Genomic DNA, 15,670 nt, shown 5'->3' on the forward strand with positions numbered 1-15,670 from the left:
TCACCAAGGTGGTCGCCGGCATCGAACGGGTCATCGGCACCCGCAAACCCGGCCAGTTCTTCGGCGAGGTCCCGCTGACCCTGAGCACCAACTTCCCGGCCAGCGGGCGTGCAGCCGGGGCCGCGAGGATCATCAAGCTCGACGTGGCCGGCTACTACACGCTGGCCGCCATGGCGCCCTCGGTCCCGGAGAAGGTCGGTTCGCTGGCCCGGCGCTACCTCGACTCGCTGCAGGAGCTCGCGGCCGAAAAACCCGATGCGGTGGCCCGCGTGATTGGTCCGCGGCGCCACGGAAAGGTGCGCGAACTCTCCACCTTCCTGACCCGCAACCACGTAGCCTTCGAAACCACCACCCTCGAGGCTCCCCAGGACGGGGCCGCGTACCCGGTGCTCGAGCTGCGCGACGGCACCCGGTACGCGGACCCGCCGATGCGCCTTGCGGCCCAGGCCGTGGGGCTGGAGGTGGTGCCGGCCGCCACCGACTACGACGTGGTGATCCTGGGCGGGGGACCGGCAGGGCTGACCGCCGCCGTCAACGCCGCGGCCGAGGGCCTGCGCACCGTGGTCATCGAGCAGCTGGCTCCCGGCGGGCAGGCCGGGACCTCCACCCGCATCGAGAACTACACCGGCTTCCCCTACGGGATCTCCGGGGACGACCTGGCCTCCCGCGCGCTGACCCAGGCCACCCGCCTCGGCGCGGAAATCGTCGTCACCCGCACCGCCTGCGGCATCGACGCCGAGTCCCTCCGGGTCGAGCTCGACGGGGGAGACACGTTGCGGGCGCGCGCGCTCATCGTGGCCACCGGCGTGGCCTGGCGGACACTGGACATCGCCGGGGCCGAGCGCTTCCTGGGCAACGGCCTGTACTACGGGGCCGCGCACAGCGACGCGCCGCTGGCCCAGGGCCAGGACATCTTCATCGTCGGGGCGGGGAACTCGGCCGGGCAGGCGGCGATCTTCTTCGCCCGGCATGCCCGCACCGTCACCATGCTGCTGCGCGGGCCCTCGCTGGCCGCCCGGATGTCCAGCTACCTCATCGAGCAGATCGAGGCCACCGGCGCCATCCACGTGCAGCCGAATTGCCGGATCACCGCGCTGGAGGGGGACACGTCCCTGCACGCCATCGAAATCCTGGACACCTCGAGCGGCACAAGCGAGCTGCGCCCCAGCCCGGCGGTGTTCGTGATGATCGGCGCCGATGCCGTCACCGGGTGGATGCCCGCGCACATCGCGCGCGACGGCCACGGGTTCATCCTCACCGGGCCGGATGCGGCCGACGCCGCCGCCTGGGACCAGTCGCGCCGCCCGTTCGCGCTGGAAACCAGCGTGCCGGGGATCTTCGCGATCGGGGACGTGCGCTCCGGATCGGTCAAGCGCGTGGCCGCCGGGGTCGGGGAGGGCGGCATGTCCATTGCCTTCACCCACCAATACCTCGCCCTGGCCGACTGACATCCGGACCCTTGTCCGTCCCGGGGCCCGGGCATAGGCTCGGCCCCATGGACTACCGCTTCCTCGGGGCCTCGGGGCTCAAGATCACCGAAATCACCTTGGGCAACTGGCTGACCCACGGCTCCCAGGTCGACAACGACGTGGCCACCGCCTGCGTGCAGGCGGCGCTGGATGCGGGCATCACCACCTTCGACACCGCCGACGTCTACGCCAACGGGGTCGCCGAGCAGGTGCTGGGAGCGGCGCTGAAAAACCGGCGCCGAGAGTCCCTGGAGGTCTTCACCAAGGTCTACTGGCCCGTGGGGCCCAAGGGGCCCAACGACACCGGGCTCTCGCGCAAGCACATCATGGAGGGCATCAACGGTTCGCTGCGGCGCCTGCACATGGACTACGTCGACCTCTACCAGGCCCACCGCTACGACCACGACACGCCCCTGGAGGAAACCATCTCGGCCTTTGCCGATGTCGTGCGCTCCGGCAAGGCCCTGTACATCGGGGTCTCGGAGTGGAACGCCGAGCAGCTGCGCGCGGGCCAGTCGCTGGCCCGGGAGGCGGGCTTCTCCCTGGTGTCGAACCAGCCGCAGTACTCGGCCCTCTGGCGCGTGATCGAGGCACAGGTGGTCCCGGCCGCGACTGAACTGGGAATCTCGCAGGTCGTCTGGTCGCCCATGGCCCAGGGTGTGCTGTCCGGAAAATACCTGCCGGGCCAGCCGCCGCCGGCCGCAAGCCGTGCCACGGACGCGTTGGGCGGAATGAACACCATCGCCAGGTTCCTGGATGCCGGGGTGCTCGAGCGCGTGCAGAAGCTCCGTCCCGTCGCCGCCGATTTGGGCCTGGCGATGTCGCAGCTGGCCATCGCCTGGGTGCTGCAGAATCCCAACGTGGCTTCGGCCATCGTCGGAGCCTCGCGCCCGGAACAGGTCACCGAAAACGCGCAGGCCGCGGGTGTGGTCATCCCGCCGGAAATGATGGCAGACATCGACGCGGCGCTGGGCGATTCGATCGAGCGGGACCCGGCCAAGACCACCAGCCCGGAGCAGCGCCCGGCCTGAGCCGGGTCCGAACAGGCTTGCACTCCGCCGGCTACCGGGCCTCGGCCACCCATATGATCTTCCGGCCGAGCCCGTGCCGCGGCACGTCAAGGCGGATCAGGTACTTCGGGGCGGCCGGATCCGCGAGCGTGGCGTTGGGCGACTTGCCGGTAGCGGCCCAGGCCTGCCACTTGCGGGCCGCCTTCGGCGTCTTCATCGTCAGCACACCGCAGGCGGTGTCAGCCCTGCAACAGGACCCGGATCTGGGCCCGGAGGTCCTGTGCGAGCTCATCGACGGTCTTGGTTGCGTTGACGCTGGCTGCCATGGCCAGGAACATGATCGCGGAGATGATCCGAGCGAGCGCGGGGGCATTTTCGGATTGAATGCGTTTGTCCCGCCGCAACACCTCGGCAACGGCTTCCTCGGTCTGGGCCGAGAGCTCCAGTGCGTCGCGGTGGTGCGGTTCCTCGTGGTCGCCAAAAACCATTTCCCGCAGGTAGGTCCGACCGTTGTCGACCTGGGTTCGATTGCATTCCAGCACCGGACGGACGATCGCCATGGCCGCCTCAATGGTATCGGTGATTGACTCGGCGGCGCTCCTGCCCCTGGCCAGCGCATCCGCGTACCCGGAGTTTTGCACGAGCAGGAGCAGTTCGCCCTTTGACTTGGCGTAGAGGAAGAGGGTGCCGGTGCCAATGTCCGCCTTGTCGGCGATTTGCTGCGTGGTGACCTCATCCACCCCATGTTCGGCAAAGAGCTCTCGAGCGGCAGCCACGATCCGGTCGAGCTTGGCCTGCTTGTTTCGCTCGCGTCGGCCGATCGGCTGGGAGACGACTGGCATCAGGGTCCTTTCGGGAATAAAATGTGACTACACTCAGTTATGAGTGGAGTCGGTATGGGCGTGGGCATGTGTCCATTCATTCTCCCACGAGGGCCCAAGGCGTTCATCTTGGCCGCTTGCTGTACCGATGTCCACGATCCACCCAAGTAAAGGACTTCTGCACCATGGCCATGACCTCTCTCTGGCAACCGTTCGCCCTCGGCCGCGTAGAGCTTCCGCACCGACTCGCGCTGGCCCCCATGACCCGCAATCGAGCCAATCCTGACGGCATTCCCGGCGATCTTGCCCCGGCGTACTACGGGCAGCGTGCTTCCCTCGGCCTCATCATTACCGAAGGCGTGCAGCCTTCGTCCGACGGGCAGGGGTACTTGAACACCCCGGGTATCTACACGCCCGAGCACATTGCAGGCTGGGCCAAGGTCGCCGATGCCGTGCGCGCCGGCGGCGGTTCGCTGTTCATCCAGCTGATGCATGCCGGCCGCTCGGCGCACCCGGACAACACAACCCACCACCGCGTGCCCGTGGCACCCTCGGCGATCTCCGCAGACCAGGACATCGTGACGCCGACCGGGACGCAGAAGATACCGGTTCCGCGTAAGCTCAGCCCCGATGACATCGGCACCGTGATCGCCGAGTTCCGCCATGCCGCGGCCTCCGCGATTGCCGCAGGCGCCGAGGGGGTGGAAATCCACGGGGCCAATGGATACCTGCTGCACCAGTTCCTCTCACCGAATGCCAACCACCGCACCGACTCATACGGCGGCTCGGTGGAGAACCGGTCCAGGTTCGTCATCGAGGTCACCCGGGCGATTGTTGAGGAGATCGGGGCCGACCGCGTCGGCATTCGTCTCTCCCCGGCCATGCCGCTGGGTGGAATCGACGAGGGTGAGACCGAAAGCGTGCGGGCACAGTATCGCCACCTGGTCGGGGAACTGGCGAACCTGAACCTTGCCTACCTGCACCTGCACCACGTTGGCGACGACGAGCTGCTGCGCTCGCTCCGGGAGATTTGGCCCACCGCGCTGCTGGTTGTCCGTTACGGTCGCACCCGCGAGCAGATTGCCGACGACATCGACGCAGGCCTTGCCGATATTGCCCCGTTGGGCCGATTCGCCCTGGCCAATCCGGACATTGTCGAACGCCTGCGCACCGATGCTCCGCTCAACGAGCTGGACCCGGCCACCCTCTACGGAGGCGGCGAAGCCGGATACGTCGATTACCCCACCTTGGCGCACGCCTAGTCTCGCCCCACCCCCAACCAAAAGAAAGCCCAAGAACATGTCTCCACTTCACGGCGCAGTCGTCCTTGTTACCGGTGCAAACGGTGGCATCGGAACCCATTTTGTCCACGAAGCCCTCGCCCGTGGCGCGAGCAAGGTCTATGCCACCGCCCGCAATCCCCGTGTCTGGGATGACGAGCGGATCGTTCCGCTGGCCCTGGACGTCACCGACCATGCATCCATCCAGGGAGCAGTTGACGCTGCCGGGGACGTGACGGTGTTGATCAACAACGCCGGAGCCTCGGTGGCCGGCGCCGGAATCCTTTCCCACACCGACGAAGAAATCCGGGCCAACGTGGAAACCAACTTCCTCGGACCCTTGTTTGTTGCCAGGGCGTTTGCCCCTGCTCTGTCGGCAAACGACAACTCGGTTCTGATCGACATGCACTCCGCACTGAGTTGGTATGCCGTCGCAGGAATCTACAGCGCCACCAAGGCGGCCCTGTGGTCGGCAACGAACTCGCTACGCCTGGAGCTTGCCCCCGCCGGCGTGCACGTCGTCGGGGTGCACGTTGCCTATGTCGACACGCCCATGGCCGCGAACTCGACCGATCCGAAGACCGCCCCGGCGGACCTGGTGAACATCGTCTTTGATGCCGTTGCTACCGGCAAGCACGAGGTTCTTGCCGATGAAACGTCGGAACAGCTGAAGGCCGGGCTTAGCGCCCCGCTCGAAGCGCTGTATCCGCAGCTGGCCCGCACGACGACGTAAATGGGTGCACCGCCGGTGATGAAGAACGCCGGCGGAGCGCTCGGGTTGCAGAGCCCCACGCTTTCGACGGATGACCAATGACAAGTAGCCAGCCCCCAAACTCTGGGGGCTGGCTACTTGTCATGCCGTTGAATGCGAACCTCAGGGCAGGAGGGAAACGTGGTTGGGTCAGCGGCCCCCGAGGGTAAGGTTTTTGTTGACAGGCGGCCGGTCGAGGAATTCAATGGCTGCGGAAGTGAATTGCTCGTGGAACTGGAAGATGCTTCCGTGGCTCGCTCCCGGGTAGATGACCAGCTCGGAGCCGCTGATTCGTCGGTGCAGATCTTCGGAGAAACGGGTCGGCACCATGCGGTCATTGTCACCGTTGGCGATCAGGGTGGGCTGGGTAATCATGGCCAGATCCATGGGTGCCGCACGGCCCCAGTTTTTGATGGCCTTCAGCTGAGCCTGAAACGCCTTGAATGATATGGGTGCATCGCGATCCGCAGTGCGTTCCTGAAGACGTTTCACAAATTCCTTCGCTGCCCGCTTGCCGTCGGCGTCCCGAGTGAAGAACAGGTACTCCTTGGGGTCCGACCTGCTCAACGCCGCACGGGCCATGTCAAGGTAGGTGGTTGGCGTTACCCTGTCCGTGCTCTTGCCGCCCTTGGGGCCGGTTCCCATGAGAATGAGCTTGCGGACCAACTCGGGGTGCATGTCCGCCAGGCTCTGGGCGACCATCCCTCCGAGGGAAAGCGCGAAGACATCTACGGTGTCGAAACCAAGGGCCTTGATGAACGAGTACGCATCCTGGGCCATTTCTTCGACACTGCCGGGTACCTGACCCGTGGATGCGCCCACCCCGCGATTATCAAAGGTGATGACGTGGTGATCCCGGGCAATGGGGTCAACAACGCGCGGGTCCCAGCTATCCAACGTTGCCGCCAAATGGACAAGGAAGATGACCGGGACTCCACCCTTGGGGCCCAACTCGCGGTAGGCATAGCCAACGCCGTCGGCGGTGATGCTCCGTCCCGGAGCATCCCTATAGGATGCAGCTGTGCCACTGGGTGCATGACTATTTGTGTTCATGAGACTTTCCTGGTGTGCGGGCTTCGAACGGGTTCAACCGAGCTCGGCAGGTGTTCGCGCTTAGAGCGAGCTGATCACGGCCTTGCCGCGGGTACCGCCCTGAGCAAGACCCTCCAGTGCCTGAACGGTCTGGTCGAAGGGGAAGACCCGTCCAACCACCGGGCGTACTGCGCCCGCATCAATGAGGGAAGCGAGCTGACTTAGCTGCTCGCCGCTGGCCTTCATAAACAAGAACTCGTAACTCACCCCAAGGCCCTTGGCCTGGCGCCTAATTCCGGCACTGAGTCCGGTGATCGCCAGGCGCAGTACCGGGTTCAGGCCCGCCTCGCGGGCAAAGGCCGGGTCCGGCGGCCCGGAGATACCGATAGCCTTCCCGCCTGGCTTGAGGATACGGAGGGACTTCTTGAGGTTTTCTCCGCCGAGGCTATCGAGCACCAAGTCATAACCGGAGAGCAGCTGTTCAAAGTTCTCGCTCCGGTAATCAATGACGGTGTCGGCGCCAAGCTCGCGAACGAAATCTGCGTTGGATGCGCTGGCCGTGGTGGCTACGCTCGCTCCAAGATGCTTGGCAAGCTGAATGGCAAACGAGCCCACCCCGCCGGCACCTGCATGAATGAGTACTTTTTGTCCGGGCTGGACACTGCCCCGCTCAACCATGGCCTGCCATGCGGTCAAGGCCACCAGCGGCACTGAGCCTGCTTCCTCGAAGCTGATCGATGCCGGTTTCAGTGCCAAATCCGCTTCGGGCACCGCGATTCGTTGGGCAAAAGCCCCAATGCTGTCCTTGCGTGGGCGCCCAAACACCTCGTCGCCAGGCTTGAACGCCTGCACCTTCGCACCAACTTGTTGTACGACACCTGCAACGTCGTGTCCAAGGGTTAGTGGAAGTTGATAGGGAAGTATTTGCTTGAACTCGCCGGCCCTGATTTTCTCATCAAGTTGGTTCAGTCCCGCGGCTCGCACCTGGATGAGGACATCATGCTCGCCGACCACGGGCTCGGGGATTTCCACTGCCTTCAGCGGACCCTTGTACCGGCTAATAGCGAAAGCCTTCATGATATGGCTCCTTCACGTTCGATGATTAGTGCCTGCCAGCGATAACCGGAACTGCAGAATTGGCGTTAAGGGGATCAGTGGCAAAGTACCCGTGCATGCCCAACTCCGAACTTCCACAACAAGACATGCCCGAGTATGCTCATAACTGAGTATACTCATGTTTTGATTCAAGTGGGACTCACTGACGGCTTTGGACAGAACGCTGTGCTTCCTCGACGCAGCCGAGGCGCCAGTGGCGGACACGTAGTTGCTACGGCCGAGCGTGTTTCATCACTGGAGCGCACAGCTCCACAGCACGTACGCGGCGTCACAAGTCGCGCAGTGACTTGGCGGCGGCGTTCTTCCCGGGTGCGGCCCGTGGAAGCATGGACCGGAGTGGGTCAAGTGCGTTCGGTTGATGCGGGGGATGGGTCGCGGTCCGATTGTCGCTTCCTGATATCGACGATCATGAGAACGAATAGCGATGTGCTCAAGCCTGCCAGCGACAGTGCAGCGATCCCAACAGCGGCGCTTAGGCTGTTGCTGGTCGCAAGTGCGCCAACGCCGATGGCGGTGCCTGCCTGGAAGGCGTAGGCGATCAAATAGAGCAGCGACAGTGTTGCACCGCGGTGGCCTTCGGGAGCGGCTTGGTTGATGAGACCGAGACCTCCGGTAAAAGCGAAGGAGTAGGCGATCCCGCCGACGATGCACCAGCCCAGGAACAGCGAGATCGACCCGAACATGCTGGCGGCGGCCATGAGCCCGAGGCTCAGGACAGTGAGGGATGCTCCCACCCAGACCGAGGCGTGAGCCGGGACGCGCGACAAGAAAAGTGCGGTGATTCCGATGGCCGCTGCCGAGCATCCCAGCAGGAGGCCAGCGATCGCGGTGTTCGCGGTTTGGGTGAACTCGGTGATCATGTGCGCGCCGAGGGAGAGGAAAATGGCACCCACGCAATAGGCCAGGGCCACCGACAAGGTGGCGATCGAAAAACGGAGCCGAATGCCCGGGGGCACGCTGGGTGCCTGGGGTCGCCACCTTCGGTTCCGGGCCGGCCTGTCGTCGGAAGTGCACAACAGCGTCGTGATGGATGCGAAGGACAACACGAGCAGCACTGCGTAGCTCGAGAACAAGGGCATCGGTAAGTACTGCGCGAACGCGCCACTGACCACGAGGGCCAGGGTGAGGCCGGTCGCCGTGGCCACGGTCGCCATGGAGCTGGCGAAACGAGGGCTGCTCGTGGGGTTGTTCTCCATGAGCGCAGCGGTCCCGGCGCCCATCGCCAATCCCGCGCCGGCTCCTTGCAGCACGCGCCCGGCAAACAGGAATGCCACATTGGGAGCGAAGGCAAAGATCAGGGCAGAAGCGGCGATGAGTGCGACGCCGGCTACCATGACCAATCGCCTTCCGAACTGGTCGGAGAGGTTCCCAAGGATCGGAAGGACGACGAGCAGCGCGAGCGGGTAGGCCGCGAATACCGTGGTGACGATGACCGGTGTCAATCCCCACTGCGCCGCATAGATCGGATACAGCGTGCTTGGGGCTCCCGAGGACCAAAGCACCAAAGCGAGCACGGATGCCGCCGCCCAGAACGCCCCACGCCTGCCCATGCGGCGGCCGGGAGGGGAAATGCTCTCAGGCAAGACCGGGTTTGGCCGGGTCATCTGGCGGGATCCGGATGGATGAGCAAGCAGGTGCTCGAGGCAGTGGCCAACACCCTGCCCTCACTGTCCCGGATGTCGGCCTCGGCGAAAGCGGCGCTCTTGCCGCGGCGGGTGACCCAGCCGTGGGCGGTGACGGGGCCTGTTTCTGCGGTGATTGGCCGCAGGAAGGAGACCTTGATTTCCAGGCTCGTGTACCCGACTCCTGCAGGCAGGGTGCTGTGCACGGCGCACCCGCACACCGAGTCAAGAAGCGTGGCAAAGAATCCGCCATGGACCGAGCCAATTGGATTGTAATGCGACTCGTCGGGCTGGGCTGTCATCACGACATCGCCATCCGCGACGGAGACGAATTCCAGCCCGATATGGCTGCTGATCGGTGGCGGTGGGGTCCGGCCGTCGGCCAGCGCCCGCAGCTGCTCCAGCCCCGTCCAGATGAACAGCTTCGTTTTGTCTTCCTCGGGGCTGTGGTAGCGGATGGTGCGCGAACGGTTCGTCAAAGGGTCGGGCGGTGATGTCATTGGCTGTCCTTGGGGTGATCGATAAGGGAGGGGAATCCCGATGCGACGGGGGATAAGTGATCGGCACCAGATTGTCTTGGTCCGTGCGGAAGCATTCGCCGACCGATTTCTCCCACGGGTCGAACTGATAGGTGCCGGCATGTGGATGAAGTCACCGGTCACTCGATGTCCTGCAACGCACGCATCACCTCCCGATTAGAAGGCAAGTCATATGGTGCGAGCGATTGTTTTGATCCTATTGGTGCTAGCTTTGTTATAGCAACCCAGGTCGGGCTGCAACGCGTGACATTAGGCAACATGAAGGGTTGTTGGCAATGCCGGTATTTCAGGTCCATGTCCCTGAGGGTCGATTCACCTCCGCACAGAAGCGTGCGCTGGCAGCGGTGCTGCCGAGGGCGCTAAACGAGGCCCTGGGGATTCCTGCCGAGGATCAGTTCGTCGCAATCACCTCGCACAACCCGGACGAGCTCTACCTGGACCCCGGATACATGGGGATGAATCGCAGCGGCGATGCAGTGATCATCACCGTGCTGTTCACTGCCGAGCGACCCCTGGCGGACAAGAGACTGCTCACGAAGGCGATTTGCGAGAATGTCGTCGAAGCGCTGGGCATCCGTGCCGACGACGTATTCATCGCACTGATTCCGGTGCCGAAGGAGAATTTCTCCTTCGGCAGGGGAGAGCTGCAGCTTGCATCGGGCAACTGAGTCGGGTGCCCAACGCGAGCTGGGTAGCGCATGGCCGTGGAATTGCCGTCGGGAGCCAGCGTTAGAATTGGAACATGCCTAGAAAGTCGCAAGCCTTGACGGATGCATTGATGGGCCAATGTGCCATCGCCCGCAGTCTGGGGGTTCTCAGCGACTCGTGGAGCTTTCTGCTGCTTCGCGAGGCACACCTTGGCAAGCGCACCTTCGCGCAATTCCGGGATTCCTTGGGCATCGCAACCGACGTGCTCAGTGCGCGACTGGACGCGCTGGTGGAGCACGGGATCCTCGAGAGGATCCCCTACCAGGAGGCAGGGCAACGCACGCGCGATGGCTATGGGCTGACCGCAGCAGGTAACGAACTGAAGGTCGTTCTGATAGCAATGCAGCAATGGGGCGAGGAACACCTCCCGCGAGAGCGAGGTTTGAGTGTGCTTCCGGTGACGCGGGACGGCCACCAGCGTGTGCGGGCAGGCTTGGTCAGTGCAAGTGGAACGATCGAGCCCCACGAGAACGTGGAGTTCGTTCGCATCAACACCGCCTGACGACACCTATGTGGGGCACCGGCCAATGCGGCAGCGGAAGGCTAACCCTTGGGCACGTACACCTGCAGGTGGACGCTATTTGGCACGGACCTCCGCTTCTACCCAGGGATCCTCGGCATCGAAGTCACCGGGGAGATGGACGTCGCCCGGTTCCTATCAATCAGGAGCTACCAGCACCACATCGGCATGAACACCTGCAACAGCCTGGGAGCCGAAGCGCGGGCCGCTTCCCTCGGACGCGGCCGGGTCGACATCGACGTTCACACCGTCGATGACCTGGAAGCCCTTCAATCCCGACTCAAGGACCACCGGATCAGCACGCGCCAAGACGGCCGGATGCTGTCCTTCGAGGGCCCCTGGAACTTCTCCATCCACGTCACGGACGCCGAGCCACACACCAACTAGACCCCGTATCTCAGGACGCGATCAACATCCCGAGACCCAACACGACGCCCTGCCCGCGTCCGGGTGCGGACAGATGTTCCTCGGCGGCGCATCGGGAACACCCGCCTGTAGGCCCGAACCCGACAAAGTTCCGCTCTCGGCCGTCCGGCCCGGCGACCAGCGCGCCGTTACCCGGCCGGACGGGCCCGGCCGCGCGTTGGAAAACCTCATCGACCGGTCCAAGACACCGCAGGAGTGAGGCGTGGACTTCGTGGTCCTGGACCATGGCATCGTCACCGCACCGGGGCGGCGTTCTTCCGGATCACCGGCTCGATCGCCGAGTTCGAAGACTCACCAATGCCCGAGCGGACCAGTGGCGGGCTCTCGGCTCCGGACCCGGTACGGGCACCGGAAGCAAGCCGCATCATCTGGCACCGGCCCGTCTCGGCCCAGGGCCCCGAGGAACGCGGCGTGCATCACTTCCGTCACGCTTCGCGCCGTGCCTTCCCGGCGTCCACCAAGTGCCTGAACCCATCGGTTCGAACGGGCTGTTCATCATTGGCCTCGTCCCGGCTCAAGCCCAAGGCGCGCCCCGTCGATTAACGCACACGGCGGGCGGAACAGGTTCCCTGGTGAGGGAATGTTCCGCCCGCCGTGCGGGAGTTGCTGCCGGGGGTACCGGGGTGGAGCTAGATCCACATGGCCGGGTCGATGTACTCGGCCGGGTCCACCGCGGGTGCGTGCTCCTCGGCGGTGCGCGGACGGTTCTTCGCCGGGATCCCGGTGATGATCGAGTCCGCCGGGGCGTCCTTGACCACCACGGCGTTGGCGCCGATGGCCGAGTCCGCGCCGATCACGATCGGGCCCAGCACCTTCGCGCCGGCGCCGATGACCACGCGGTCCCCGATGGTCGGGTGGCGCTTGACCTTCGCCAGCGAGCGCCCGCCCAGGGTCACCCCGTGGTAGATCATCACGTCGTCGCCGATCTCGGCGGTCTCCCCGATCACCACGCCCATGCCGTGGTCGATGAAGAAGCGCCGGCCGATGGTGGCCCCGGGGTGGATCTCGATCCCCGTCAGGAACCGGCCGGCCTGTGAAATCAGCCGGGCCGGAAAGCGCGTCTTCGGGTTCTGCCAGAGCCGGTGCGTCAGCCGGTGGATCCAGATCGCATGCAGGCCGGAGTAGGCCAGGAAGTTTTCGGTCTTGCCGCGTGCCGCGGGATCATGCGCACTTGCCCCGCGCAGGTCTTCGGCTAGTCGGGAAAAGAATCTCACACCTTGGCCTTTGTTCGTGCGGCATTCCGGCTTTTCGCCGGCCCACCGCGGGTGAAACCCGAAACGGTGCCGGTGGCGGCGGTTTCCCGCGAGCCGGCCCCGGCACCGAATGGATCAGCTGTCTTAGCCACGGATGTCATCAAAGAGCAGCGTGGAGATGTAGCGTTCGCCGAAGTCCGGGATCACGGCGACGATGAGCTTGCCGGCGTTTTCCTCGCGCTTGGCGATTTCCAGGGCGCCCCAGACGGCGGCGCCGCCGGAGATGCCGCCCAGGATGCCTTCCTGCGTGCCCAGCGCGCGGGCGATGGCGACCGAGTCGTCGATCGACGCGTCAAGCACCTCGTCGTACAGCTCGGTGTCCAGCACCTCGGGGATGAAGTTCGCGCCCAGGCCCTGGATCTTGTGCGGTCCGGGCTTGCCGCCGTTGAGGATCGCCGAGTCCTTCGGCTCCACCGCGACGACCTGCAGGCCGGGCTTCTGCTCCTTGAGGTAGCGCCCGGCGCCGGTGATGGTGCCGCCGGTGCCGATGCCGGCGACGAAGATGTCGATCTCGCCCGCGGTGTCGTTCCAGATCTCCGGGCCGGTGGTGGTCGCGTGCACATCCGGGTTGGCGGCGTTGGCGAACTGCTGCGCCCAGATCGCGTTCTCGGTGGTGGCGACGATTTCCTTGGCCTTTTCCACCGCGCCGCGCATGCCTTCGGAGCCCGGGGTCAGCACGATCTCGGCGCCGAAGGCGCGCAGCATCACGCGGCGCTCGGTGCTCATGGTCTCGGGCATGGTCAGCACGACCTTGTAGCCGCGGGCCGCGCCCACCATGGCCAGCGCGATGCCGGTGTTGCCACTGGTGCCCTCGACGATGGTGCCGCCCGGGCGCAGGTCCCCGGAGGCCTCGGCGGCGTCAACGATGGCCACGCCGATGCGGTCCTTGACCGAGTTGGCCGGGTTGTAGAATTCCAGCTTCACCGCGATCTTGCCCGGCAGCCCGGCACCCAGTCGGTTCAGGCGCACCAGCGGGGTGCGGCCAACAATTTCGGTGACATCGTTGTAGATCTTCGACATGGTGTCCTTTGTCCTTGGGGTCAAGCGGTGCGGGATAATGGCGTGCAGCTGGGCTCCGGGGCGTTGCGAGGCGCCGGTGTCCTTGATCCACAAGCCTAGTCAGGACCGCTCGGCGGCGGGCTCATCCAGCCATGTTGCGTAATATTTCCTCGCCTTGGCCAGCTTCGGGTCGATGATGACGCGGCAGTAGCCCTCGGAAGGGAAGCGGTTGTAGTAGTCCTGGTGGATCCCCTCGGCCACGAAGAAGTCGGCCGGCTCCTCGAAGGAGGTCACCAGCGGATCCGGGTAGAGCTGCGCGAACTTGCCCGCGCTTTCGCGGAACAAGGCCTCCTGGGCGGCGTCGAGCGGGAACATTGCCGAGCGGTATTGCGTGCCCACGTCATAGCCCTGCCGGTTCAGCGTGGTGGGGTCGTGGGTCGTGAAAAACATGTCCAGGATGACGTCGTCCGGAACCACCGCGGGGTCGAATGTTACGGCAACGGCCTCGGCGTGTCCGGTATTGCCGCCGCACACCGTGCGGTACTGCGGCGCCGGATCCCATCCGCCGGTGTAGCCGGAGATGACCGAGGACACCCCGCGGGTGCGCTGGTAGACAGCGTCCAGGCACCAGAAGCAGCCCCCGGCCAGCACAAAGGTGCTCAGGAACTGCCCGTCGGGGCCCTGCGTGCGGGGCGCGAAGCGGATGGGGGTGCTGGAGATTGAGAAGTCGTTCACATCTGTGTTCAAGCGCCGATACCTGGATTTCATTCCCGGGCCGTTTCAGCGGCCCCCGGCGGCACGCGGATGCGCATTTTCCGGGCCGCACATGCGTCCATTCGGGGCCGGGGCAGTTACGGTAGAGGCATGCAGAGCAACAAGCAGCAGCCGCACGGCATGCGTATCGTCTCCGGGTCCGATTCGGGCCAGCCAGCATCCGCCGACACCGCAAACATGGCTGCGGACCCCGAGGGGACCGGCGCTGCCGGCAGCGCCACGGCAACGGAACCCAACCCCGGACCGGGCACCGCCGAGGTCCCCGTCGCGCAGCAGGGACAGGACACCGCGGCCCCGGGCCCGGACCCCGAGGCGCCCGATCCGGCACCGGCCGACGACGAAGCGCCACTGTCCACCCCAACGCTCGGACAGGTGCTCGTCGCCGTCGAGGAACTCTGGCCCGCGTCGCTGGCCGAGCCCTGGGACTCGGTGGGACCAGTCGTCGGGCGCCCCGAGCGGCCCGTCAAGCGCATCATGTTCGCCGTGGACCCCACCCTGGAAGTCGTGGCCGATGCGGTGGCCCGCGGCACTGACCTGTTGATCACCCACCACCCGCTGCTGCTCAAGCCCGTCAACTCCGTGGCCGCCAACGGGTTCAAAGGCGAGGCCGTGCACCTGCTCATCGAATCCGGCTGCGCCCTGGTCACCGCCCACACCAACGCCGACTCGGCGATCGGCGGGGTCTCCGACGTGCTGGCGGACATCTTCGGGCTCACCGAAACCCAGCCGCTGGCGCCCTCCAGGGACGGGCTGCCCGAGGAAGGGATAGGCCGGGTCGGCATGCTGCCCGAGCCGATGCAGCTGCACGAGTTCGCCTCCCGCGTCTTCTCCGCGATGCCGGCGGTGGCCGGGGGAGTGCGCGTGGCCGGGGAACGCGCCGGGATCGTGCGCAAGGTCGCGGTCTGCGGCGGGGCCGGGGATTCGCTCTTCGACGCGGTCCGCGCCTCCGAGGCGGACGTGTATGTCACCGCCGACCTGCGCCACCATCCGGCCTCCGAGGCCCGCGAGGCCGCGCTGAACGGCAAGCCGTACCTGATTGATGTCTCGCACTTCGCCTCGGAGTGGCTCTGGCTGCCCTCCGCCGCCGACGCGCTGAAGAACGTGCTGCATGATTTGGGGCACGACGTGGAGATCGGGGTCTCGGCGATCAACACCGACCCCTGGGATTTCATCCTGACCCCGTAACCGACTTTCCCGGCCCACCGGCCTCGATGCGGTGCGCGCTCCCCGCCCGGACCACCCGGGCGCAGGGGAGAGCGCACCGCATCTTTTACGTCCGCGCCGTTCCCTGCCGATTGGACGGCCTTCGCCGGTTATCCACAGATTTGCCGCAGGTGGTGGCGGGCGCAG

General features: G+C 65.5%; 17 protein-coding genes. 8 read left to right on the forward strand and 9 right to left on the reverse strand.

Going from position 1 to position 15,670, the window contains the following annotated elements; all coding sequences use genetic code 11:
• On the forward strand, window positions 1-1,448 hold a 1,448-nt coding region (locus tag BLJ79_RS11600; protein WP_071214920.1), incomplete at its 5' end, for an NAD(P)/FAD-dependent oxidoreductase.
• Window positions 1,449-1,495: 47 nt separating this feature from the next.
• Window positions 1,496-2,500 carry an aldo/keto reductase family protein gene (locus BLJ79_RS11605; protein ID WP_071214921.1) on the forward strand — a complete coding sequence of 335 codons (1,005 nt, stop codon included), beginning with the start codon at window positions 1,496-1,498 and terminating at the stop codon, window positions 2,498-2,500.
• Window positions 2,501-2,531: 31 nt separating this feature from the next.
• Here BLJ79_RS11605 and BLJ79_RS23365 read toward each other — a convergent pair whose 3' ends face one another.
• Together BLJ79_RS23365 and BLJ79_RS11610 are read right to left on the reverse strand one after the other, a co-directional pair.
• Complete coding sequence (locus BLJ79_RS23365) at window positions 2,532-2,696, reverse strand: hypothetical protein (protein ID WP_175475470.1); 165 nt, start codon at window positions 2,694-2,696, stop codon at window positions 2,532-2,534.
• A gap of 22 nt (window positions 2,697-2,718) precedes the next feature.
• The gene (locus tag BLJ79_RS11610; RefSeq protein ID WP_071214922.1) at window positions 2,719-3,321 is read right to left on the reverse strand and encodes a TetR/AcrR family transcriptional regulator; all 603 of its coding nucleotides are present in this window, start codon (window positions 3,319-3,321) and stop codon (window positions 2,719-2,721) included.
• Between the two features lie 164 nt (window positions 3,322-3,485).
• On the opposite strand from BLJ79_RS11610, the gene BLJ79_RS11615 reads away from it, so the two are divergent.
• Together BLJ79_RS11615 and BLJ79_RS11620 are read left to right on the forward strand one after the other, a co-directional pair.
• Window positions 3,486-4,562 (forward strand): alkene reductase, encoded by a 1,077-nt coding sequence (locus tag BLJ79_RS11615; protein ID WP_083411238.1) that lies wholly within the window; start codon window positions 3,486-3,488, stop codon window positions 4,560-4,562.
• A 37-nt stretch (window positions 4,563-4,599) separates the two neighbouring features.
• Window positions 4,600-5,313: an SDR family oxidoreductase gene (locus BLJ79_RS11620; RefSeq protein WP_071214923.1), complete on the forward strand. Its 714-nt coding sequence runs from the start codon at window positions 4,600-4,602 to the stop codon at window positions 5,311-5,313.
• A 168-nt stretch (window positions 5,314-5,481) separates the two neighbouring features.
• Here the strand turns inward: BLJ79_RS11620 and BLJ79_RS11625 are convergent, their stop codons facing one another.
• From BLJ79_RS11625 to BLJ79_RS11640, 4 genes are all read right to left on the reverse strand, one after another.
• Complete coding sequence (locus BLJ79_RS11625; protein WP_071214924.1) at window positions 5,482-6,384, reverse strand: alpha/beta fold hydrolase; 903 nt, start codon at window positions 6,382-6,384, stop codon at window positions 5,482-5,484.
• A 60-nt stretch (window positions 6,385-6,444) separates the two neighbouring features.
• Window positions 6,445-7,440: an NADP-dependent oxidoreductase gene (locus BLJ79_RS11630; protein ID WP_071214925.1), complete on the reverse strand. Its 996-nt coding sequence runs from the start codon at window positions 7,438-7,440 to the stop codon at window positions 6,445-6,447.
• 380 nt (window positions 7,441-7,820) lie between these two features.
• On the reverse strand, window positions 7,821-9,083 hold the full coding sequence (locus BLJ79_RS11635; protein ID WP_286135369.1) for an MFS transporter: 1,263 nt from the start codon (window positions 9,081-9,083) through the stop codon (window positions 7,821-7,823).
• Window positions 9,080-9,601, reverse strand: a complete 522-nt coding sequence (locus BLJ79_RS11640; RefSeq protein WP_071214926.1) for a PaaI family thioesterase — start codon at window positions 9,599-9,601, stop codon at window positions 9,080-9,082. Before BLJ79_RS11640 ends, BLJ79_RS11635 begins: the two co-directional genes overlap by 4 nt.
• 314 nt (window positions 9,602-9,915) lie before the next feature.
• Here BLJ79_RS11640 and BLJ79_RS11645 point away from each other — a divergent pair, with 314 nt between their 5' ends.
• The 3 genes from BLJ79_RS11645 to BLJ79_RS11655 all read left to right on the forward strand — a co-directional run bounded on the left by BLJ79_RS11645 (window position 9,916) and on the right by BLJ79_RS11655 (window position 11,255).
• On the forward strand, window positions 9,916-10,308 hold the full coding sequence (locus tag BLJ79_RS11645) for a tautomerase family protein (RefSeq protein ID WP_071214927.1): 393 nt from the start codon (window positions 9,916-9,918) through the stop codon (window positions 10,306-10,308).
• 74 nt (window positions 10,309-10,382) lie between these two features.
• Window positions 10,383-10,850, forward strand: a complete 468-nt coding sequence (locus BLJ79_RS11650; RefSeq protein WP_083411239.1) for a winged helix-turn-helix transcriptional regulator — start codon at window positions 10,383-10,385, stop codon at window positions 10,848-10,850.
• A gap of 48 nt (window positions 10,851-10,898) precedes the next feature.
• Window positions 10,899-11,255 (forward strand): VOC family protein, encoded by a 357-nt coding sequence (locus tag BLJ79_RS11655; RefSeq protein WP_071214928.1) that lies wholly within the window; start codon window positions 10,899-10,901, stop codon window positions 11,253-11,255.
• Between the two features lie 668 nt (window positions 11,256-11,923).
• On the opposite strand, the gene epsC is transcribed toward BLJ79_RS11655, so the two are convergent.
• The 3 genes from epsC to msrA all read right to left on the reverse strand — a co-directional run bounded on the left by epsC (window position 11,924) and on the right by msrA (window position 14,209).
• Window positions 11,924-12,508 (reverse strand): serine O-acetyltransferase EpsC, encoded by a 585-nt coding sequence (gene epsC / locus BLJ79_RS11660; RefSeq protein ID WP_071214929.1) that lies wholly within the window; start codon window positions 12,506-12,508, stop codon window positions 11,924-11,926.
• 123 nt (window positions 12,509-12,631) lie between these two features.
• Entirely contained in the window at window positions 12,632-13,567 is a 936-nt protein-coding gene (cysK, locus tag BLJ79_RS11665) for a cysteine synthase A (protein ID WP_071215177.1), read from the reverse strand.
• 99 nt (window positions 13,568-13,666) lie between these two features.
• Window positions 13,667-14,209, reverse strand: coding sequence for a peptide-methionine (S)-S-oxide reductase MsrA (msrA, locus tag BLJ79_RS11670; RefSeq protein WP_071215178.1), 543 nt, complete (start codon window positions 14,207-14,209; stop codon window positions 13,667-13,669).
• Between the two features lie 201 nt (window positions 14,210-14,410).
• Between msrA and BLJ79_RS11675 the strand changes: the two genes are divergently transcribed.
• Window positions 14,411-15,505: a Nif3-like dinuclear metal center hexameric protein gene (locus tag BLJ79_RS11675; RefSeq protein WP_071214930.1), complete on the forward strand. Its 1,095-nt coding sequence runs from the start codon at window positions 14,411-14,413 to the stop codon at window positions 15,503-15,505.
• Window positions 15,506-15,670 lie beyond the last annotated feature (165 nt).

It is taken from the genome of Arthrobacter sp. UCD-GKA (assembly GCF_001863355.1).
Classification (GTDB): domain Bacteria; phylum Actinomycetota; class Actinomycetes; order Actinomycetales; family Micrococcaceae; genus Paeniglutamicibacter.